We start from the raw sequence: 21,189 nt of genomic DNA, 5'->3' as shown, positions 1-21,189 counted from the left end.
TTTGAACACGAAGTGGCCCCTTGACTGGAAGCTCGCCGGGCCCCCTGCCACTAGCGTCGTTTTGTTCCGACCTGGTGAACGCTACGCGACCTATACCACCGTACCGGGGCTAATCCCCCACGCGGAGGGCTCCGCGACAATTGAGCTGAAGCGTGAGGACGGGTCGGGCCGCGTCTCAATCGAGGTAAATGTGGGTCCCGAATGAAAGTCACATCCAGAAACAAGGCCACTAGATGCTGGCAGCCAGGCTCCCTCACCACCTGGCTATTTCGAGCGTTCAGCAGTTTGGCTGCATTTGCATCCGCAGTGCTACTTGTCGATACTGGCATTCATCAGCGGCATCCATCTGCTTCATTGCAGTGCGACATTACGGCGACCGTGAGCTGCTCTCGTGAGATGGATCAGTGGCAGAGCCATGTACTTGGCATACCGAACCCAGTCTTCGGGGTCGTGGTCTTTGGCTTTCTCGTTCTCGTGTCCTGGCTGGAACCCACTCCCGCGCCAATCCGCCGCTTCCTTCATTGCTCCGCGGCCGCCTGCATAGCAGGATCGTGGATCGCTGTTCAGTGGTTCTGGTACCAAAGCCTTTTCGTAATCGGTGTGGTCTGCCCCTGGTGTGTCGCGGTGTGGTTGAGCGTCATTCTGATGTTCTGGGTCGTTCTCCCGCGACATTTCTGCCGATATCGATTCAGAATACAACCGGTACGTAAGCGACTGCCTGGCTGTCTTTGCTCATACGGATGGGTACTTGGGGCCGCGCACGCGTGCGCAGTCCTCATAACCACTTATTGTGAAGTGCTGGCGTCACAATATTAAGACGCCAGTGCAAGTTGACTTAAGCGAATCAGGATAGTCATGCGAAGAAGATCAGACAATTTGAGAAATACACATTCTTCCAGAAAAATGACTGCGCGGGGGGTAAAGCTCGTCTGGTGCGGGGCAGGAGCAGCTGGCCTGGCCGCCCTCGGATTCGCGCTCCTTCTCACTGCGCCCCCGCATCCAGGTCAAGCCGAGTCCTCCGCATTGCAAACGGACGGTTGGATCCGACTGGTGGGCGATGCTGGAAAGGTGACGCCAGTCCGCGCGGGACAGTCACCGATGACCGAGCTCCGCGATCATCGTGTCACGATTGATGAGGACTACGGTTGCCCGGACTGTCGAGCCTTCACGACAACCTTCATGCCATCCCTGATGCAGGCGGTCGGGCACGGGGACGTCGAGGTAGACGTACGTCCAATCAATTGGCTGGGGCGGACGAGTCCATCAGACTCCTACTCTGCGCGTGCAGCGAACGCCGCGGTATGCGTCGCTCGCTGGGCGCCGGCCTCGTTCGTGAATGTCGATCGGAACCTGTACGAGGACCAGCCGGTCGAAGGGGGTCCCGGGCTGTCCGCGTCTGAGCTCGCATCAATAGCCGCCAGGAGCGGCGCGACCAATCCCGAAGTGCAGTCCTGCATCAAGTCTGAGTCACTCCAATCGGTAGTACGTCACGCTACGTCGCTGGCCACATCCTCGGGTTCCGTGGTGGGTACACCCACGGTCGTAGTTGATCGAAAGCTGGTCACCGATGGGCACAGCTACATCGACCTCCAGGCGCTAACAGATCGGCTCCGCCAGTGGAATGCAGTCAGGCGCCAGTCGCGTGAATAGTCAACACAAGGCGTCGGCGCCCGTGGAACATATCGCCAGGCTGACTCTCGACGGCGCAGGGCGGAGGTATATCAGAGATGCTGCGCTACTCAGCGACGACCTGGATGAGGGAACCAGATGCGATATCCTGCGAGCACTTCGCCGTGCTGAAGGACACACAACAGCAGCGGTACTCGACGACGGCACTCTCCTGTCTGACATCCGTTGTGCCCTACTTTCCACGCAGGGGAAATGGGACCTACATCAGATGCCGACGATTACACAGCTGCACGTAACGCCTCGCCGGTGTGCAATGGGCAGGATGTTGACTCTTGAGGCGCCGATATCCTGGTGGTCGCAGCTGCGTATCTGGTGTATCGGTCTCGTTTCGGAAGGGACACGTGTCGTCGAATCCATTCGGCTACATCGGATCCTAGAGACACCTTGCCAGGTCGATATTGACACAAGACAGCTGCAGCTAGTGCTCAACGTTGATTTGACGCCGCCGAACGCGGGGCGCTCACGCATCGAGAAAGCCCTGCACCGAGCAAAGTTCACTAACATGCTTGGGGGAGAGCGAGCGGCACAGTGATTGCAGCGCACGAGCCTCACTGCAGGATGGCGCGCCGCCACGCACGCACACCACGTTAGTAAGTACAGAGCCTTCTACTGCGGATCGCATCCAGTAGCCACGTTGCCGTCTGCGGGTGCCGTCGCCCGTTAGTCAACGCGTCCTCTGCCCATAGCGCACGTCAACCCATCGGCGGGACTGAATCCCCCCCCGGCTCGCTGTGCCGACACCGTCGCTTCTATCGGGTCGACGACCGCGCTTCGAGCTCACCTCCGAGCTGATCGAAATAACCGGCTCGAGGTCCGTCGAACACCCTGCTGATCCGAGCCGATCAGGCTCCGGCAGCTCGAACTCCCGGCATGCCTGACCCCCGTACGCGGAGACAGCGTTTCGTGACGACGACGATGACCGCGGCATCGATCGCCGGGGCCGTGCCGGAGAGCTCTTAGGCGTGCGCTCGACTCCTCACGCCCGCACGGCTAGACAGTCTGCCTCCGGTCAACGGAAACGAGTCGCGACGCACCAGGAAGGGGTGCAGTTTGGCGCGCTCCTGGACGGAGCCGAAGGCGAACCCCCTCCACATGGGCGGTCCACCAGCACCGTGCGCTCAACAGGCCGCGTCAGCGGTGGGCATACACAGCATGCCCTGGGTCTGGTGAAGCAGCAGTACACACACGACGTGTTGTCTGTTACTGTAGCGCTGATTGATCAGCACTCTGCTTGATCAGCATGTGAAATTCTAAGTAAGGAGTTCTCAACGTGACTTCGATCGTCTCCAAGGTCTCGAAGAAGAAGCGTGGCCTGCTCATCGCAGCAGCGGTCACTTCCATTGCGGTTTCTGGTGTTGCGGCCATCGGGACCGGCCACGCCCTGATCGCTAACAACACCTTCACGAAGCCTGCACAGGCGCAGTTCACCTTCACCGGTACTCCGTTCGACGTCGTGGAAACTACGGCGGGCTACAAGGCGACCGAAACGTGGACCGCTGCCGATCTTTCCAAGACGCATGACGCCACCTTCGATGGTCAGTTCACTGCGTTCAAGGGGAAGAAGGATTCTGACCTGAAGAAGTTCGGGAACGAACTGTCGATCGCGTACGTCATCGCCGGCAAGCCCTACGCCGCGGGAACGCTCGCTGACCCGAAGTCTATCTCCGAGGCGTACGGAAAGGATCTGACTGTCGCAAAGGCCAGCACGACGCCACTCGAGGTCGACGTGACGTGGAGCGGGAAGGATGCCTCGCCCGCGAAGCAGCTGACGGGGAAGTCGAACTTCAACGTCACCTACCAGATGAGCAAGTAGTCACCTTGATGACGGGGAGGGGCGATTCTTCCCTCCCCGTCATCTTCCACTCACCGCGACTAGAAAGTGTTTATGTTAACCCGGATCCTGAACATCTTCGCGTCATTGCTCTGCGTGCTGATGGTGGCACCAGCTGCCTTGGCATTCTTCACCAACGGGTTTTATGTCGATGTCACGAGTGGCTCAATGATCCCGACGTACCAGATTGGCGACGTACTCCTTGTCACTCGCAATATTCCGGCAGACGGTCTCGCTCTTCGACAGATCGTTGTGATCAACCCCAATGCCATGGCGCCTCAATCGCACTACACCGGCGACGCGCTCCATTTTGGCCCGTTTGTGCACCGCATCGTGGCGAAAGAGTCGGGGGGTCACTACCACACGCGGGGGGATGCGAATCAATGGACTGATCCGGGCTTCATCACGAAAGCGAACATCGAGGGGCTTCCTATGCTTCGACTGACAGGCGTGTCGGCGCTTGTCTTTCGCTGCATGAATGAGTGGAACGTACGCATTGGCGCGATCATTTCGTGCGCACTCCTGTTCGCTCTCGCAGCGACACTGAGGAAGCCGCGATTGCGAGAACGGCGCCGTGCGTCTGAAACCGCAGCCGAGGCAGCCTTCTCGGACGAACGCACCCAAATCATCCCGGAGCACGGGGGACTGTAGTGCCTGTGCCGAATGAGCGGCTCCATCTCATGGCTGGAGCCACGATAGTTGCCGACTCTGTCTCAACCACCGTCTTGTCCTGGATTGCAGATGGAACCCTCCAGGCTGGGGAGCGAATCCACGACGCGCAGGTGGCAGAAACGCTCAATGTCTCGCAGTCCGCTGTTCGGGCCGCGCTACGAAGCTTGCGTGATCTGAACATCGTCGAGATCGAACCCAACCGTTTTAGCAAGGTCGCGGAAGCCAACCCCACGGCGTTCGTCTGCGCGTTCACAACATGTGTTGCCCTATGGAAACATGGGGCAGTCAAATCTCTACCGGGTCTCACGCAGGCGGATCGGAAGGCGTTCTGCGACGCCTTCCGCGCTCTCCGTGAGCGCATCGACAAGCAGCCAAATGTTAATCCTATTGCCGATCCACGATTTAGTGCCGAATTCATGACGGCGTTGCGCCTCCTAGTCGACGACGGAATAAACTCGATCATGATCGACTTTATATCGCGGCTCGAACCGATGATCCTCCACTTTGCACGAATCAGTTCGAACTTCTTTGACCTCGACAAACTCAAAGACGTCATAGAGTCCCTCGAGCGAGCGGTGCATAATTCGGACATCAGCGAGGTACTTGCCTCGCTCGATCAGCTAGATAGTAACGTGAGCGACTTCCCCGAACGGTTTAGGCGCCAACACGATATGCAATATGACCAGACGGGCTCAAAGTGAGGGCCCAGCAACCGCTAGAACTAGCGCCGACCCAGAAGGAGACAGATAAGTGCACTCCGGCCGCCATAGAGCGCTACGCGGTTCCGGCCGAGGCTGGATACCACTCGCCACGGCTTCAATTCTGACACTGACTATGGTCGGCGCTATCGCAACAAGCAACTGCAAGATTACGAATAATACATTCACGAAGCCTGATCACGGCAAATCCTTCGCGCTGAGCGGCACGGCCTTCTCGGCAGAATTTGATCAGGCGCACAAGTCTGCCGTTCAGGAGTGGTCAGTTACGAACTCATCGAGAGTCGCCACGGCTGTCTGGGATGGCAACTTTGTCCTCGACCGTCCGCTGTCACCCAAGGGCGCGAAGCACCTGCACATCACCTACGTCGACTCAGCGGGCGATCGCGGCTCCGGCGGGACGTTCGCGCAGCCCGTGGACATGGTGACAGCATTCGGTGGAAAACCGTTTGAGCTTGGGCCACTCAGCGAACGTACCTTTCAAGTCATTGTCACATGGGACGGCTTCGACCCAAAGCCAGATTCCTCGTTCACTGTCAGATCGGACTTTCAAGCGTCGTATGATATGAACACCAGGCTGCGGATATCCCGTGAGTCTTAAATGATGCCGCTACAAAGAGAACGAAGGAGGACGCAGAAATGCTTCTGAGGCGCACCTCGATTCTGACCACCGTAATCCTCGGCCTTGTCAGCGTCGTGGCGATCGCAACCCCCGCGAGAGCAATGGACGCTCCGTTGTCGACGATCGTCTCCGGTGTCCCCTGGCACGCCCAGCAGGATCCGTACGCGGATACCCGAGCGCTGAGCTCGACCGTCGTGCAATCTCACACCCCGAGCATCCTCCATTTCGGGGGAAACTACTACATGCTTGGACTCGACAGGTCCGAGGGTCACGACTTCAGCGGTGTTCGTTGCTACGAAAGTTCCGGACTCTCGCACTGGTCAGCGAAAGGTCTTGCGCTCGCACCGACGGAGTCCGTTCCTGATCTGCGGCCAGACTCGGTTGTCGAGCGCCCTCGAGTAATCTACGACGCCAGCACACATCAGTTCGTCATGTGGATCCACGTCGATAATGCACGCTATACAGAGGCTCGCGCCGGTATCGCAGTCAGTCCCTCGCCTTGCGGGCCCTACAAATACCTCGGCTCAAGCCGCCCTCTCGGGCACGCATCACGCGACATTGGCTTGTTCAAAGACAGCGACGGAACAGCCTACCTGCTGAGCGAAGACCGATCCGTGTACGGACTCCGCATCGACCGTCTCTCGTCGGATTACGAGCACATCGTGAACTCCGCTGGTCCAGGAGGATCGGTGGCACTGCTGCATCCCTATGGACGGAAGTCGATGGAAGCTCCAGCAATGGTGAAGGTGGATGGGCGCTATTGGTTGTTCGGTTCTCGACTCACCGGGTTCAGAAGCAACGATAACTTAGCAATGAGTGCAGAGTCACTCGACGGCTTCTGGACGTCCCCGGTTCTGTTTGCTCCTGCCGGCTCGAAAACCTACCGGTCGCAGACAGACGGTATCCTTGTCATTGCGGGTACGAAAACCATGACATATATCTATCTCGGCGATCGGTGGGACCCACGCGACCTCGATCACTCCACCTCGGTTTGGTATCCGATTACGTTCAATTCCGGAGCCCCCTCGCTAGTGAAGCGGCGTGTATGGACCATCAACACAGCTACGGGCCAATGGCACGGGGGCGCCTGAAATATCGTGCTCCTCCTCGGAAGACAATCACGACCTGTATAGCCTACGACAATTCCTGTTCCACAAAAACGGTGGCTACTGGAAGGAGCTGGTCGATTGCGTTGTGACCAGCGGCTACGTCGTGTTGCGCGACTGCTGAACCGAAGGAGCCGATAAACGCTTGCAGCCGTTCGTCGTTCAGTGGCAAATTGACGTTTCGGGCTATGTGTGAGACAGCCGTGAGATTACGGTCCAAAGCATCAACGAGGAACGGGTTAGCGGACTCGTGGGAAAAGAAGAGAATCAGGTCATCGAAAGCAGCAATAACGGTTCGCCGATCCATCGACTCAGGATTAGCTAAGGACGCTTCCAAAGCAAGCAGCAGGAGTCGTAGGCGCGCAATGGCCTCACCATCAATTCTCGGTACTACAAGATCAATTCCGAGTTTCCACAGCGCGAGCACCACCTGGATTCCCGGGACGAATAGCTCAAGACGAGGAACTGAAACCCGCGTATACCGATTCGCGGATGACTCCACTAGGCCGTACTCAGCGAGTCTCCCGAGAGCAATGCGAACGGGGCCTCTCGAAGTCCCGATCTCCTCAGCGATGAGCGAGTCATCGAGCTTAACGCCGGGTTCGTACGTTCCGTCCTGTATTCTCGTACGGATTTGAGCGAACGCCTGATCGTGGAGGAATCGACGATCGTTAGTCAGCGTGATGGGAATCTTCGGTACGGGCATTCGCGCTGACGGCTCCTTGTGAGTGCGTTCCGAGATTGGGAGGAGCCCATGCTCGAAGCCACACGTGTCACTGTGGCACGAACTGCGGTCCCGCTCCCGCCGATAGGTGTTTTCGTGAAGCTCGATCACCGGCAGTGAGGCGTTCCGGCGAGGCCCTCGCAGGGCGGGCGGTCGTGCTGCCCTGTTCCCCGGAAGGAGAGTACACGACCTCGCCGCCTGTCGTGGGGTGCTCTGGGCGGTCTGTCTCCCGGCCTCGTGGGCGACCTTCCACAAGTGTGCAGACCCGGCCCCGGCCGCCGCTGGTCGCGGGCCCCTATGAACGAGGCCGTCTTGTTCTCCTGCACGACGACCGTTCGATCGAAGCATGGAAAAAGTCGATGTATCGCGTCTCGAGCCAGGGAACCCCGGTCAAGTGTTCGAGCACAATCATCTGTATCTCGTCTGGGTGCCGGAGACCCTTGGCGTGCCATTCGTGCGGGGGTCCGCACCGATTGATCGTCGAACGCGATTCTGCGCTGGGCTCGTCTTCGATTCCTGACTGCATGCTCATCAATCAAACACAGGTAGAACGGTACGTCTACATGCGTCCCTCGTGTGAGGGGCGAAACGGTCGAGGCGGCCAGAATAGTGATATGGCCGGGCGGTGGGCGTCGGCGTCGCCTGCAATGTGAGGACGGTAACCGTGCGATCCGTCGAGAGAGCTCTCTACTTCTCCGCCGAACGGAATCAGCACGATAACCGCGTCCCAGGTTGCCGGCCCGGACAGCCTGCTCGGCAAAGCCCTCGCGGACGCGTGCAGGGATCTGTTGCGCCAACCCAATTTCAGACGGTGATCCACACGCACCTGTTCGCCGTCGTCTATGCCGGACCCAGCCTTGAGCCAAGAGACTGACTGCCAACCTGGGCCACAGCGTGACCGTCATCCAGGTTGTCTTCGCAGTCACGGTGAGACATAAGGAGCCGAGACTGCCTCGAGCGGGACCGATCGGCTGACAATCTCCGAAGCGTGTCGGAAATCAGCACTCATTAGGATTGCCGTCCAGATTTGTCGTAGCCGCGGCACCGTATCAGGGGCATGGTGGGGCTTGTAACCCCCGGCCCACATAACGCCAAATGTGGCGGAGAGCACAAGATCAGCCGTGTACGCAATTTCCTTTTCTTCAGCCACCGCTCCACGCGCTGACGAGAGCTGAAGCCGAGTGAAAGCCCTCCACGAATATGCTCTTTGTGTCAACCGTTCGGAGTGCACCGATTCGTGTATGAGACGAACAGCTCCAGGCGTAATCGGGTAACGAGCAGCGTCAATACACGAAGACAACAGCATTGTAATCAGATGTTCGAGGCCCGCAGGCTCCTCAATAGATGCGCCTAATTCCACCCAACGAGCATCCTGAGCCTCCACAACAGCGGCAGCCAGCTCATGCTTTGAATGAAAAAGATGATACCCGATTGCAGACTTTGGTTTGTTCATTGACGCTGCAATACTCCCGAACGATGCACCCCCGTAGCCGTGATGAGCGAACTGTAGAGCTGCGGCACGAATAATCGCCTGACGTGAACGTTCCTTAGATGCTTGTCTTTGGTTCAAGGTGTCCTCTCGATACTCGCGGCACGGAAGGGCATTCCGGGGACGTCGCCTCGTCACGACGCAGATATCACCGAGCTATCAGCAACAAGCCAGGCAATCTCGCTTTAGATCGAATCTGGATTCGACCAGCGAAGAACACATTGCGAACTTCAAGAAGCATGCTGCCAGCTGGCATGGCAAAGCTGCGCATGCACCCTTTCTGTAAAAAGCTTCGAGCGTGGTGCGGTTGCGGGTATGACGGGCTTAGCCCGTGAGGGCTGCGGTGGTCAACAATGCGGCTATGAGCCCAGCAACGTCTGCCCCTCGCGCGGGGCAGGAACCGATTTGCCCCTCGTGGGAGGGTGACGCGCGGTCATCGCCTTGCAAGAGGCAATACACGGCATATAATGAATCCATCCAGCTAAAGTCCTCCGTCGAATGGGATTCCATTGATTGCGCGAGGGTAATCGCGTGGATTATATTTCGAGCGCAGATGAACAACGCACATATAGTTTCGCTGTGCGATGAGGCTATCTTGGGTGTACTCGTGCGTCTACCATCACGATAACGGAGCAAAAGTTCTTGATAACGAGACGTCACCTCATTACTGTTGCCTCAATTGCAGCAACATCCCCGTTCTTCGTAAACCCGAACGAGGCGAGTTCCTCGGCGCTGGCCACACCCACCGCAAGCGCTTCCGCCGCCCCGTCCTCCGTTGCGGGCGTCCAGGCGTGGCTGAATCAGACGTTCGGCTCGCTCAAAGGATGGGTCTCTGTTGATGAAGACGGCGTCGCGGGCACGGCGACATACAACGGGTTAATTCAAGGTCTGCAGTCGCTTCTCGGGATCAGCCCAACTGTCCCCGCTTTCGGCGCCACGACATGGTCCAGGCTGTTGCAGCACGGTCTCGTAGGAGGCGAGACCGACAACACCTGGCGGCTGATCGTCCAGGGCGTACTGATCTGTAGGGCATACGGCGCGACGATGACAGGAACCTGGGACAGCGACACCCGCTCAGCCCTCAGCAATTTCCAGGCCGACCTCGGACTGTCAGCTAGCACTGATGCGATGGCGCCAAGAGTCTTGCGAGCGGCGTTGACAATTGACTCACCCAAACTCGTCGACGCTGGCATTGCGGAGGTCCGGGTAGTGCAGCAATACCTGAACGCTACCTACCAGGAGCATTCAGACTTTATTTACGTGGGAACCAGCGGAAGATACGGGCAAGAGACGCACCGTGCCGTCGTGCGAGCGGTGCAATACGGCACCGGACAGGCAACCGCTGACGGGCTTTACGGGCCCACAACAGCACGCCTGCTGAAGGCCACCTCGGCGGCTACCGTTACCGTCGGGTCGTCTGGCACATGGACAAATCTTCTTTCCGCGCTCCTGCTCTTCAATGAGTATCCGACCAGACTCAACACAGTTTTTTCTGCCGCAGACTCGGCGTCCGTCCTGGATTTCCAGAAAAGGCAGGCATTCGCGAAAGCTGAACTCACTGCAATTGGTGACTTCCGGACCTGGGCATCGCTCCTGGTCAGTTACGGGGACCCCACACGAGTAGCGGCTGGCGCAGATATGGCCACGAAGCTTTCGGCGGCCCAAGTAAATGCGATCATCGGCAGTGGTATTACTATTGTCGGACGGTACTTGACGAATTCGCAGATTCCAAACCCGCTCGACAAATGTCTTACGGGTGAAGAACTCGAGCGTATTCTTGGCGCTGGGCTGAAGCTTTGGGCTATCTTTGAAGAGGGTGGATACCGAACGTCCTGGTTCAGTGCGGCTCAAGGGACTGCGGACGCCAGGCGTGCCCACGACGCAGCATCGCAGCTTCGTCTGCCCCGCGGCTGCGCCATAGCGTTCGCAGTCGATGTCGACGTGACCGTCGATCAGTTGACGACTAGAGTCTTGCCGTATTTCCGTGCGGTTAATGCACAGCTCGCGCAACTTGGCGGCAAGTATAAAGCCGCAATCTACGGTTCTCGACAGGTGTGTTCTGCGGTGAGTGACCAGGGTTTGGCGGTCTATTCCTACATCGCCGACATGGCATCACTGTGGGGCGGCAACCTTGCACAGCCGCTCCCCGCGAACTGGGCGTACAACCAGATCGCCAACGCGACTGTCGGCGAGGGAGACGGCCAGGTTGAGATCGACCTGAACGTGGTCTCGGGTCGTGATCCGGGGATTTCCTCCCTCAGCCCGACTCCGACTCCGACTCCGACTCCGACTCCGACTCCGACTCCGACTCCGACTCCGGCTCCATCGAAAGCGTCCGGCCGCGTACCGAATAGGCCGTCATCTGAAGTCGGTAACCGGCTTGGGCGTGGGCCCCATCTGCCGGAGGTCAGCGGATGAGCCCGAATCGCAGACGGGTCGCTGTTGCCATCACGGCGGCTTTGGGCTGCGGACTACTGCTGTCGGTAACCCTTGGGTGGTTTACGTTGCCCCGGCAGTTGGCTCCAGTCGATTACGCTTCCGAGTCTGCACCTGTTCTGCATGCGCTTCCTGAAGCCCGGTACGACGCAGTGATTCCAAGGCTCCTCCAGGCTCCCGCTGTTGTCAACGATGCCGTGGTCTATTCCGTGAAACGCGACGCGCCCTTGTATGGGGACCGTAGTCAGAGCCCTGTGGCAATGCTGAAGAGCCGTGACTTTCTAGGCCGGCGGACGACAACTGTCGCGGTTCGAAAAGACGGCCCCTGGGCCTTGATTCTCACTCCGGCTCGCGTTGTCCTGCCATCGACTACTCCTGAGCACTTAGCACCGGCGCAGTCGGCGGGTTGGGTGAGGTCTCGATATCTCACATCGCCTCACCGATTGGCCGAGCGCGTCGAAGTCGACACAGGGCGCGGCACTCTAACAATCACGGGCCCCCGAGGAAGCGGAGCACGGTTCAACGTCGCAGTCGGCAGTAAGAAGAACCCGACACCTGCAAGGGTCACGGGCTACATCGAGGAGCGGTACGCCGATCCGACGCAGAGCAGCGGCGCCACGGATATTCAACTGACCTCGCTCCACGCAACACGCGCTGATGAACCGTATAGAGGCCATGACGGCGGCCTGATCGGCATACATTTCTCCGCAATGCATGCAGGACGAATTACCCATGGCTGTATCCGGGTCGACTCGGACACGTTGCGGGCGCTGAACGCTCTGCCCCGGGGAACCCTCGTGATCACCCGGTGAACCCCGAACGCGTTCGCAGAGTCGACGCGTCCACGACTAATCTGTATCTCCCAAGGAGCAGTTCATGATCGCCGCGTATGTCATTTCCCGTCCAGGGTTCCTCCGCACGCTTTCCACGAAAATCCTCTCCGTCACCCTTGTCGGCTTACTCGTGCCGGCAATCGGAACGCGCTTCGGCGAGCAACCGCCTCGAGTGGCTGTCTCACAGGCCGCAGGTGCCTACCATTCGATAGCATTGCTTCGCGACGGAAGCCTCGTGTCTTGGGGCCAGAACACGTTCGGTCAGCTCGGTGATGGCACAGTGAGCAACCGTGCCACTCCGACCCCAGTTGCGATGCCCAGTGATGTCCACGTAGCTGCCGTCGCGGCGGGAAGAACCCATTCGCTCGCGCTGACCACTACCGGGGCAATATGGGCGTGGGGGGACAACAGGAGCGGCCAACTCGGCAATGGAACCCGGACGCCCTCAAAGATTCCCGAACCCGTGACTATGCCCAGCAACCATGTCTTCACGCAGATCGTGGCTGGAGATAACTTTTCAGAGGCGCTCGCTACCGACGGAACTGTCTGGGGCTGGGGAGACAACTGTTTCGGACAGCTTGGCAACGGCACGACCCAGACTACTCTGCGCCCGGTGGAGGCTCTGACACCACCGAATAGGATAGTGACATCCCTCTCGGCTGGGGCAACGCATTCGCTCATGCTCACCTCGGACGGAGCGCTCTGGGCTACGGGGGATAACCGGTACGGGCAACTCGGCGACGGCGGCACGACCGCAGCATCCGCGCCCGTTCGAGTGAAGCTTCCCCAGGACCAAATCGTCACAGCTATTGCGGCAGGTGCCGGTCATTCCTTGGCCGCGACCAAGGACGGTAACGCCTGGGCATGGGGATTGAATGACAGCGGGCAGCTTGGCGATGGCCGCGCCGTGAACTCACCGCTGCCGGTGGCGGTGGACCTCCCGGCAGGAAGTAGTGTGACGTCGCTGTCAGCTGGTGGCCGTAACTCGATGGCGATCACCTCCGACGGGGCATTGTTGGCGTGGGGCAACAACCTCCACGGCGCCCTAGGAGACGGCACGACTACTAGCCGGTGCGTCCCCGTAAGCGTGTTGCTCCCAAAGACTGCAGCACCGACTCACTCTGCGGTCGGAACGATGGCCGCATCGTCATTGACTACTGCCGGGTCTTTGTGGTCATGGGGATACAACCGCTACGGCCAAGTCGGAGACGGCAGCACCAAAGACCGCATCATTCCGGTCCGCGCAGCGCTCTGACCCGTGAGCCAGCGGAAAAGGTCAATCGATTCCAGTTCACCCAAAATGACGGTACGAAACATCTCAAGCCCACGCCACGCACGAGCACTTCGCTACCTCCCAGAATAGGAGAACCAACGTGACGTCTCCATCGGATAAAGTAGAGAGCGACCCCCGTGACGCAATTGCATCCGATAGGGGACGAGCCGGAGGCCTGATAACCGGAGTTCTAGCCGTGGCAATCTGGGGATCCGCTTTCACCGGGATTCACATCGCATTACGCGGTTTTGGGCCAATCGGGCTCGTTCCAGTGCGCCTGTGCGTCGCCGCGGTGGTGCTGATACTTCTCAGTCGGCTGTCGGGCGCTCGGCTGCTCCCCATCCGCTATCTCCCAAGGGTTCTCGCCTGCGCTGTGGTCGGAATGATCGGCTACCAGACGTTCCTCAATATCGGGGAGACCCAGGTCGCGCCAGGCACCGCGAGCATGCTCCTAGCCGCGGCGCCTCTCGTCGGGGCCCTGGTCGTCAAACGCGACCACACCAATCGAGCCGGCGTAGTATGGTGGGCGTCCAGCATTGCCTGCCTCAGCGGAGTAGTTCTCACCTGTCTCGACGCCGTTGGCGCCACGACGGCGTCGTCACTCGCACTCGTGGCTCTTGCTGCGATGCTATATGGCCTATACCCGCCTCTGGTCAAGCCGCTACTCGGTCAGGCAGCCGGCCTGTCAGTGGTCACGAGCATCACGCTCGTAGCCGCCTTGCTTAGCCTGCCCCTATTCCTTGTGGAACCGGTGAACGTCAAAAACGTCACGGCGAGCAGCTGGGCTGCAGCGTGCTTTCTGGGCGTTGTACCGTCAGCAACTGCATTCCTTCTCTGGACCGCGTCGATCCGGCGCCTCAGAACAGTCGAGACAAGTGCACTCCTGTACCTAGTGCCGGTTTTTGGCATGGTCGTCGCGATCTTGTGCGGGAAGCAGATTCCGACTCCCTTGAACATCATCGGAGTGTTTCTGGTGCTCGTTGGAGTGTGCTATGGCTCGCTCTCGTGCAGGCGCGCGGACCAAAAAGCATCCCGATGAACCATCAGAGAGTTCGTCGGGCGACCTACACGGACCCCGTCGCAGGAGGGCCTAGCGCCATTATTGCGTTCGGCTTCGATCTCCGAGACCTTCGAGGATCGAATTCACCGTTACGGGTCGACGGAAAGTGTTAAGACCGTGAGCCCGTTCGCTCGAGAGATCGATTCCATAATCAGGCGTGCGCCGCTGGAAGCTCAACTCTTCAGCGTTCTTCTATTTACGTTAGCGCTGATGATATTCACGATCATTCTATATTACATGGGGCTGTCCAACAAGCTCGCTATGTCCTCGGCAGCGAGGTGTTTCTGTGCGCTACAGGAGGTAGGCATCGATAATGTGGATGTAGTCCGTGTGTATTCGATCGTAGGGCAGGAAGTGAAGCTGAAAACCGTATATCCTCTGGGTTGGAAGCTAGCCGGGCATACCAGTCCTCAGGTAGTCTCGTTTCATCCGGGCTTGCGCCTGTCGACGTGTACGACGCTACCGAGTCTCGTCTGCGAACACGTGGGTATTGAAACGCTCATGCTCGAGCGTCTCGATCTTGAAATGCGTGTGTTTGTTGAGGTAGATGTAAAATACGCTTGACTTCTCACTCCGGCGCTGGCCGTGGTCCGATTCAGTGGTAAATCCGTTCAGGTCGACGCCTCGCGCTGACGGTGCTTTGGAATCTGGCCCCTACCTTGGGTAGCATATGCCGCCGCCGGAAGGGGGCCTATAGGCCATATCTGGCGAGGCGCACCGATTCTGGAACGGTGCCTTTCGGCGAAACTTGCAAGCAGCGCAAATGGCCTTCTGTATACGCCTATCACCGCGTCCAGAAATTGCGGCGAGACCGTTTCCCGCGGGGAGCCGTGGTGTTGGAAGCGAAGTCCGAAGATGGCCGCATCCACAATAGCAGTGACTAGAGCACTATCCGATTGAGCGCAGCCAGTTCTGACGAGTACTTTCGGCCAAGCGGGTGCTGGTTTTCGGTATAAATAGTTTCGCGGATTGAGCGACGCAGGCCGACTGCCAGCGTGAGTAACCGGCCTGCGTCGCGCGTGGGGGAGTGGAGTCAGTGGGCGGCGTCGTACGCGTCGCGGACAGCCTGGCTGATGCGACCCCGTGAGGAGACCTCGTGGCCGTTCGCGTTCGCCCACTCGCGGATCTTCGCGAGCTCTTCAGAGTTCCCGCGCTTGGGAGCGCCGCCGGCAGCGGTGCGGCCGGAGCGGCTCGTGACCTTGCGGGCGGCGGCGACGTAGTCGGAGAACGCTTCGCGCAGCGCGTCGGCGTTGTCGCTGGTGAGGTCGATTTCATAATGCGCACCATCGAAGCCGAACGTGACGGTGCTGCCGCTGCCGTCTTCGATTGTGTCGCCGGTGAGGTCGTCGACGAGGTGTGTAGTGACTTTCTGCGCCATGGTGGAGGTCGCCTTTCGCTTGGGATCATCTCTACTATGGCATAGTCGGCCCCCAGAACGCTCTGTCCGTCATTCTTGCTGCGGATGTTCGCGCAGGCTGCGCCGTGACGTCCGGTTCGTCGCCATTACTATCCGGGTACGCTGCTGCTCTTGCCGCGCTGAATCAGCAAGTGCGCGTTGCTCGGCGCACGATGCGGCGCTGCCTTACACGCGGCCCATCAGTCTTGACAGGGAATCCACGCGACGAGTCTGCAGCGCTAGGGCGATGAGGGGGCCAACTTCATCGGCCGGCTCACGACGGTTCTGCGCGGTGAGTTCCCAGAGACGAAGGGATTGTCCCCGCGGAACCGCGTGAACATACGGGCGTTCGCGGAAGGGTCGCCGGGCGGGCAGATTCTGCAACAGGCTGGCGCACAACTGCCCTGGACCTATCACGGTGTTCGTTCGCCGACTCGATGAGCTTCAGCTCCGCGACTGGTACCCCAGCCAGGGGTAGGGCCACGGGTGGTCGCGGAACGTGCTCGAACACCAGATTCGTCCCGCGGCGCGCACACGGTTTGCTGAGATGCGTCCGCCGGCGGACTCGCATCTGGCGCCGCAGATCACTGAGGACCCGCGTGCGCTGTACATCCTTGCCCTCAACGGTAAAGCGACGGAACGCCACCTCGAGCGGGCGGTGGTCGACCGGATCGCTGACACGCTCCGCGAACCTGGGGAGGGCTTGGCATTTGTCGGTCGGCAGGTGCACTTCGACGTCGAGCAGATCCCGGTCGGTGTCGCCAGCTACGACTTCCACCCGCGCGCGGTCCGCGCAGCACTACCTTCGGAAGACGACTTCGCAGCCGCCCTTGTCGCCCATCTCCGATCCTAAGGAATAGCCGACAGCTCGTTGAGTTGAGGAAAACACATGAATAGGCGCAAGCGCTGCCACCGGCGCTTGCTGTGACGAGAACATGTCCATCGAGGTGGGCACGGAAGAGTGAATTGTATTCCTAACGATCTCTGATCGGCAGATCTCAAAGCCGCAAACAGTGGCGTTAATTGGCCCCACCGAGAGGGGTAGAGCAGACCCAACCCGTTGTGAGCTAATTGGCACAAGCCGGTTCTTGGGGTGGGCGGCCTCGTTAAAACGTGTCTGGTGCGCAATCCATTGGAAGCGAACCGTGCACTGACGATGCGCTGGTTCCATGTCATGAGACGGCGTAAGGCAGGGAGCTATGCGATTGGCGCTGAAGTTGATCGCCGACTTGGAGATGTAATAGTAATGTACCTAAATAGAATGGCACGTATCTGTATTGCCGCGGGTGTTCTCGCAACCGTCGGTCTTGGGTCTGCTGGTGTCGCTCAAGCTGAGCCCATGTCATCCTCGTCTTCGTCTGCATCTACGGTTGACGCAATCTTCACGGGTTCAAGCGCCTCCAACGGGGACTTCACGGTACAGATCACGCGAGACGGCAAGTCTATTGGGGAGCTTGGTTCTGATCCCAGCAACACGTTCCGCAGCACACCGTACTTCACGTCCTTCCAGCACATCGACGGATCTGCGTCTTCAGATTACGAAGTTCCAGGCAAGTACACAGCCACTCTCGTGCCGCTCGCGAAGGATTTCTCGTCGACTCAGTGTGGTGTTCTCCTGAATGACCACAAGGTGGATGTCGAAAAGGGTGGAAACGGAGGATCGGTGACCTGCAGCTGGGTAATTAAGTAGGCTCGCTCAGCTACTATCAGTGGAGCAGAGAGGTTGCGCGAAGTCACCCCCTCTGTACGCGTTCACGCTCATCGGGTCCGACGTCGTACCGGTTGCTGCCGGTAGCAATCACTGCGACTCTTCGCATATTCGATACCAGGTCCAATGATTTTCTCTCTGACTACGAAAGGCTTCAACGGTATGTTTTCAAAGGTTATGCTGACGGTACTGGCTGTGACGGTCGGAACGCTCGGGGGCGTGGCACCCTCTCATGCATCAGACATCACTCCTGTATCTCATGCGTCCGCGCAGACGGGGAGGGGAGGATCGGCGGTGGATAAGGTTGCTTATGTTCAGGTCTACGGATCAAATGGCTCGGATAGTGACCTTATTGGGTACGGGCTTAGCTCTGGAAAGAAGTGGCTGAAGGGTGGATGGATTGGCCATCCAGCCAGCAACGCAGATTTCCACTTCAATGAGATCGCGGAGACGCGGCCAGGTACGTATAACATCCAGTTCTATGCTTCACCTATGAGCAAGTCCGGATTTGTTAATATCCCGAAAATTGGTTGTCGCGTGTATGACCTCGAGGGTAATATTCTGCAGGACGTTGTTCACAATGACAGCAATAATGTTGAATGCACGTACGTGCAGCAATGAGGTTCTCCTACCTCGGGGGCTGCTGCAGGTTCTGTTGACTCGTTCGTTCCTCCGACGGCGAGTGCGAACTGTGGGTTGACGATTGTCTCTAACTCGATCGGGGTCACCCTCCTCCGGCTGCGTTGCCGTCATTTCCGGTGCCGGGTTACCTCGATTGAGAGCAGCTTCGGTCGGCGTCGTTTGCTTGGCTGCAATCGGGGCCGCGATTGCTCTCGAGGTGCAAGCCGCGGACGGTCGGTTGCCGTCACTATCGAACACGTCTTCCCGCGCCCCCGAACTCCCGGCGCGGCGGCAGATGACGGTTTGCAAGTTCGTTGCAGGCGTCTGTCTCAGACTGCCGCCCGACGTCGGCGTCGGGGTGGGATGTTGGGTGCCAGTTGTTGCCTGATAGAGACGTATTCTCGAGGGGGAGCTCGTCGACCCGCCGAGATGGGTGCCGCTCTCGTTGAGGGTCCCCACCGGACGAGAGTGGCGGGGGCGCTTGATGAGCGGCGGCACCATTTTGCTGCTCAACGGCGATACAAGGTCGTGCGTCCGTGATTATGTACACGCACGTCTGTGGCCGCTGCGCCCCGGACGGCGAGCATGAGGTCTTCCGCCTCGGCGTCGGCGACGTCGAGCAGCGTCACGACGTATTGATCGGGGATCGCCAGGAGATGCCCGGCGCCACGCCGCTCTTGCGTGACCAGGGTGGCGGCCTGCGGTTCAGTCCAGGATCGTGTGTGGCGCAAGCCATCGAGGTGGGAGTAGAACGCGCAGGCAGCGGCCTCGAGGGTTGCAACACCGCATCACGCATGAAGGCCTCAGCGAGTTGCGGCTGTCGATGCACCGGGGTCGGCTCTTCGCACGCGTCCTCGACTCCAATGCGGGCGCAGCCGTGGACGTGCGACGGCGAGTCCACAAGGACCCCGACCCTCTGCCAGAAGGCTCCACAAAACGACATGCCTCCGTAAGCGACCAATCTCGGGAGGAGGCAGCTTCGAACACCACACGTAAGCAGGCGTGGTCCGTCTTGCCGCTCTTCGGGTGAGCGTAGGACGGACCACTTCTGACCCCAAGCGCGTTTTCCCCGGAAGGGGCCACCCCTGTCAATTGTGACGCGGACCGGCAGGGTCCAAGTTGCACCCGTCTCGGGAGCCGATCGGCTCCCGTACTCGCTCCGCGCGCATCGGGGCCTGTGAAGATCCGGTCGCCTTGGCGTCGCCGCAGGCCCGCCCGGCGATGCGTGCGGTGTTTGGGACCACCACGCGACACCGCAGGGTGCCCGGTGGCATGCTCGCGCTCCTCGATCAGAACGCGAGGACTTCCCTCTCATTCAAACGACCACGTCGGGGCTTTTCTCGAGCACCACCAAGCCGCCCGGCCGGGCCCTATTCTGTCTCCCTCATCCGGGGCGGCTGCGAAGGGCGACGGGACGGATTCGTCCGATACCCACTTGAGTTAGCCGAACGCGCGCAAACAGAATGACGGACAAAACGTTCTAGGCGATCAGCTCGGACTAACTTCTTGGAACGGAACCGACTAACCCGGTCTGCGTGGACTAGCGTCCCTGCTGGGTGCTGACTGCGCACCACCATCTGCAGAGCCGCGACGGTGAATGAGGACCGCACCGCTGATCGAATGGCCTACGATCCGGCGAGACCACGCGTCCTTGACCGCGCACATGTAGAGCTTGCCCCCCCCTTGTCGAGTGCTCGGTGATGTCCGCCAACCACAGGCGGTCCAGGTCTGGCGCCGTGAACGCACGTCGGACACGGCCGTCATGCGCCGGTGGCTCGGCCTTGCGATTCAGGCCGCGCTTCTTCGCGTGCAGCGACCGGAGCCGCTGTTGCGAGCACAACCGCCACACCCGCTGCTCGGACGCCCGATGACCGGCAGATTGCAGGTCGTCTGCGATGAACCGGTACCCGAACGTTGTGTCTTCGCGGTGCGCGTCGATCACGTCGTTGGTGAGCTGCGCGTCCGCCCAATCGCGATCGGTCACCGGAATGGCATGACACCGAGAGAACGCCTGCTTCGAGAAACCCAACACCAGGTAGGCCACCGCTGCCCGGCGGAGAACCTCGTTCTCCTGCTCGAGCAACCGGAGGCGTTTCTGCGGCTCCCTCGGCCTCGCATGCTCTACAGCTTCCGCCGACGGCGCAGTGAACGATTCGACACCGTTGTCGCGGTCTGCGAACCGCAGCCAGCGGACCAGGAGCCTCGGAGACTCCGAAGTTTTCGCGACCTGCCGCACCGATTTCTCACCCCTCCGGATGACCGCTATCACGTGACAGCGGAACTCCTCCGTATGCGCTTTCACCACGGCGCGCATCCTTTCAGCAGGAGCTAAGCCCCTAGGTTTCCGGAGTCAATCAAAGCCGCAACAGTCCCGTAGGCCGTGCGGTGTCCGAAGCTCCTTACAGAACCGAATTTCCCTGAGACTTACCGCGGCGATGGACGGTGATATTGCGCTGTTGCTCTCCTCCGGCCTCTGTTCGCCTCGTATTTGTCACAGGCCGGGTGCTGAGTCGCCGGATCAGTGCCGGCCGCATTTTGCCCGCAAGAGTCGCCGTGTTACTAGTAAGAGCGATCCGATGGTCAATGCAATGACCGCGAGGGTCGAAGGCCATGCTAGGGATGCTCCGGTGAACGGCAGTGTTTGCGGTGGAACTGCGGGGTTCGCCGGCGCTGCTGCAAGAGTCACGACGGCAGTGCTGGAGCTCGAGGCGACTGCTGAGCCGGACGGAGCGGTCCCATTCGCGGTCACGGTGTTGCTCACGCTGCCAGCGTTGATGTCTGCCTGGGTCAGGGTGTAAGTGGCGGTGCAGTCAGTGTTCGCTCCGACAGCGAGCGTGGTTGTTGGGCAGCTGATGTCGGACAGGGTGCCGGTGCCGGTGAAGTTGCTGGACGCGACAGCGAGATCCGTGATCGTGACATTGCCGGAGTTGGTGACCGTGAACGTGTAGTCAACCTTCTGCCCTGCTGACGCGGTGGGCTTCGACGCCGTGGCATCGATCGTCAACGCCGGCGC

At 59.7% G+C, this 21,189-nt stretch carries 18 protein-coding genes and 2 pseudogenes; 15 read left to right on the top strand and 5 right to left on the bottom strand.

Translation table 11 applies throughout. From position 1 onward, the window contains the following. Positions 1–201 precede the first annotated feature (201 nt). The 7 genes from HQQ79_RS19275 (at position 202) to HQQ79_RS17765 (ending at position 6,621) form a co-directional block, all read left to right on the top strand. Entirely contained in the window at positions 202–816 is a 615-nt protein-coding gene (locus HQQ79_RS19275) for a vitamin K epoxide reductase family protein (RefSeq protein WP_367948128.1), read from the top strand. A gap of 39 nt (positions 817–855) precedes the next feature. Then, positions 856–1,650, top strand: a complete 795-nt coding sequence (locus HQQ79_RS19270) for a DsbA family protein (protein WP_367948127.1) — start codon at positions 856–858, stop codon at positions 1,648–1,650. Positions 1,651–2,959: 1,309 nt separating this feature from the next. Then, a complete protein-coding gene (locus tag HQQ79_RS17785) occupies positions 2,960–3,502 on the top strand; it encodes a hypothetical protein (RefSeq protein ID WP_173036069.1) in 543 nt (180 codons plus the stop codon). Positions 3,503–3,574: 72 nt separating this feature from the next. Continuing rightward, entirely contained in the window at positions 3,575–4,171 is a 597-nt protein-coding gene (locus HQQ79_RS17780) for a S24/S26 family peptidase (RefSeq protein WP_173036067.1), read from the top strand. 29 nt (positions 4,172–4,200) lie between these two features. Beyond that, positions 4,201–4,893: a GntR family transcriptional regulator gene (locus HQQ79_RS17775; protein WP_173036065.1), complete on the top strand. Its 693-nt coding sequence runs from the start codon at positions 4,201–4,203 to the stop codon at positions 4,891–4,893. 133 nt (positions 4,894–5,026) lie between these two features. Beyond that, the gene (locus tag HQQ79_RS17770; RefSeq protein WP_173036063.1) at positions 5,027–5,509 is read left to right on the top strand and encodes a hypothetical protein; all 483 of its coding nucleotides are present in this window, start codon (positions 5,027–5,029) and stop codon (positions 5,507–5,509) included. A gap of 38 nt (positions 5,510–5,547) precedes the next feature. After that, positions 5,548–6,621 carry a family 43 glycosylhydrolase gene (locus HQQ79_RS17765; RefSeq protein ID WP_173036061.1) on the top strand — a complete coding sequence of 358 codons (1,074 nt, stop codon included), beginning with the start codon at positions 5,548–5,550 and terminating at the stop codon, positions 6,619–6,621. Positions 6,622–6,664: 43 nt separating this feature from the next. Here HQQ79_RS17765 and HQQ79_RS18825 read toward each other — a convergent pair whose 3' ends face one another. Together HQQ79_RS18825 and HQQ79_RS19265 are read right to left on the bottom strand one after the other, a co-directional pair. Beyond that, positions 6,665–7,066: a hypothetical protein gene (locus HQQ79_RS18825; RefSeq protein WP_254066377.1), complete on the bottom strand. Its 402-nt coding sequence runs from the start codon at positions 7,064–7,066 to the stop codon at positions 6,665–6,667. Positions 7,067–7,117: 51 nt separating this feature from the next. Continuing rightward, positions 7,118–7,342 (bottom strand): annotated as a pseudogene (locus HQQ79_RS19265) (GntR family transcriptional regulator); the annotation flags it as partial. Between the two features lie 2,149 nt (positions 7,343–9,491). On the opposite strand from HQQ79_RS19265, the gene HQQ79_RS19005 reads away from it, so the two are divergent. From HQQ79_RS19005 to HQQ79_RS17730, 5 genes are all read left to right on the top strand, one after another. After that, positions 9,492–11,267 (top strand): glycoside hydrolase domain-containing protein, encoded by a 1,776-nt coding sequence (locus HQQ79_RS19005; RefSeq protein WP_173036054.1) that lies wholly within the window; start codon positions 9,492–9,494, stop codon positions 11,265–11,267. Continuing rightward, positions 11,264–12,097: a L,D-transpeptidase gene (locus HQQ79_RS19260; protein ID WP_367948126.1), complete on the top strand. Its 834-nt coding sequence runs from the start codon at positions 11,264–11,266 to the stop codon at positions 12,095–12,097. The genes HQQ79_RS19005 and HQQ79_RS19260 overlap by 4 nt, the downstream gene beginning before the upstream one ends. A 64-nt stretch (positions 12,098–12,161) precedes the next feature. Then, on the top strand, positions 12,162–13,373 hold the full coding sequence (locus HQQ79_RS17740; protein ID WP_173036050.1) for a chromosome condensation regulator RCC1: 1,212 nt from the start codon (positions 12,162–12,164) through the stop codon (positions 13,371–13,373). Positions 13,374–13,491: 118 nt separating this feature from the next. Beyond that, positions 13,492–14,430: a DMT family transporter gene (locus tag HQQ79_RS17735; RefSeq protein ID WP_173036048.1), complete on the top strand. Its 939-nt coding sequence runs from the start codon at positions 13,492–13,494 to the stop codon at positions 14,428–14,430. 138 nt (positions 14,431–14,568) lie between these two features. After that, a complete protein-coding gene (locus HQQ79_RS17730) occupies positions 14,569–15,015 on the top strand; it encodes a hypothetical protein (RefSeq protein WP_173036046.1) in 447 nt (148 codons plus the stop codon). Between the two features lie 469 nt (positions 15,016–15,484). Here the strand turns inward: HQQ79_RS17730 and HQQ79_RS17725 are convergent, their stop codons facing one another. Then, positions 15,485–15,829, bottom strand: coding sequence for an Lsr2 family protein (locus HQQ79_RS17725; RefSeq protein ID WP_173036044.1), 345 nt, complete (start codon positions 15,827–15,829; stop codon positions 15,485–15,487). A 282-nt stretch (positions 15,830–16,111) separates the two neighbouring features. On the opposite strand from HQQ79_RS17725, the gene HQQ79_RS18815 reads away from it, so the two are divergent. The 3 genes from HQQ79_RS18815 to HQQ79_RS17715 all read left to right on the top strand — a co-directional run bounded on the left by HQQ79_RS18815 (position 16,112) and on the right by HQQ79_RS17715 (position 18,176). Further along, positions 16,112–16,288, top strand: a complete 177-nt coding sequence (locus HQQ79_RS18815; protein WP_367948132.1) for a hypothetical protein — start codon at positions 16,112–16,114, stop codon at positions 16,286–16,288. A 58-nt stretch (positions 16,289–16,346) separates the two neighbouring features. Then, the gene (locus tag HQQ79_RS18810; protein WP_367948125.1) at positions 16,347–16,700 is read left to right on the top strand and encodes a PDDEXK nuclease domain-containing protein; all 354 of its coding nucleotides are present in this window, start codon (positions 16,347–16,349) and stop codon (positions 16,698–16,700) included. Positions 16,701–17,681: 981 nt separating this feature from the next. Then, positions 17,682–18,176 carry a hypothetical protein gene (locus HQQ79_RS17715; protein ID WP_173036042.1) on the top strand — a complete coding sequence of 165 codons (495 nt, stop codon included), beginning with the start codon at positions 17,682–17,684 and terminating at the stop codon, positions 18,174–18,176. A gap of 1,540 nt (positions 18,177–19,716) precedes the next feature. Here HQQ79_RS17715 and HQQ79_RS17710 read toward each other — a convergent pair. Together HQQ79_RS17710 and HQQ79_RS17705 are read right to left on the bottom strand one after the other, a co-directional pair. Then, complete coding sequence (locus HQQ79_RS17710) at positions 19,717–20,481, bottom strand: IS3 family transposase (protein WP_173036040.1); 765 nt, start codon at positions 20,479–20,481, stop codon at positions 19,717–19,719. A 213-nt stretch (positions 20,482–20,694) separates the two neighbouring features. Beyond that, a pseudogene (locus HQQ79_RS17705) lies at positions 20,695–21,189 on the bottom strand (DUF11 domain-containing protein); the annotation flags it as partial.

Origin of the sequence: Curtobacterium sp. VKM Ac-2852 (assembly GCF_013205045.1) — a bacterium.
Taxonomy (GTDB): domain Bacteria; phylum Actinomycetota; class Actinomycetes; order Actinomycetales; family Microbacteriaceae; genus Curtobacterium; species Curtobacterium flaccumfaciens.
This window is presented reverse-complemented; position numbering and strand designations above follow the sequence as displayed.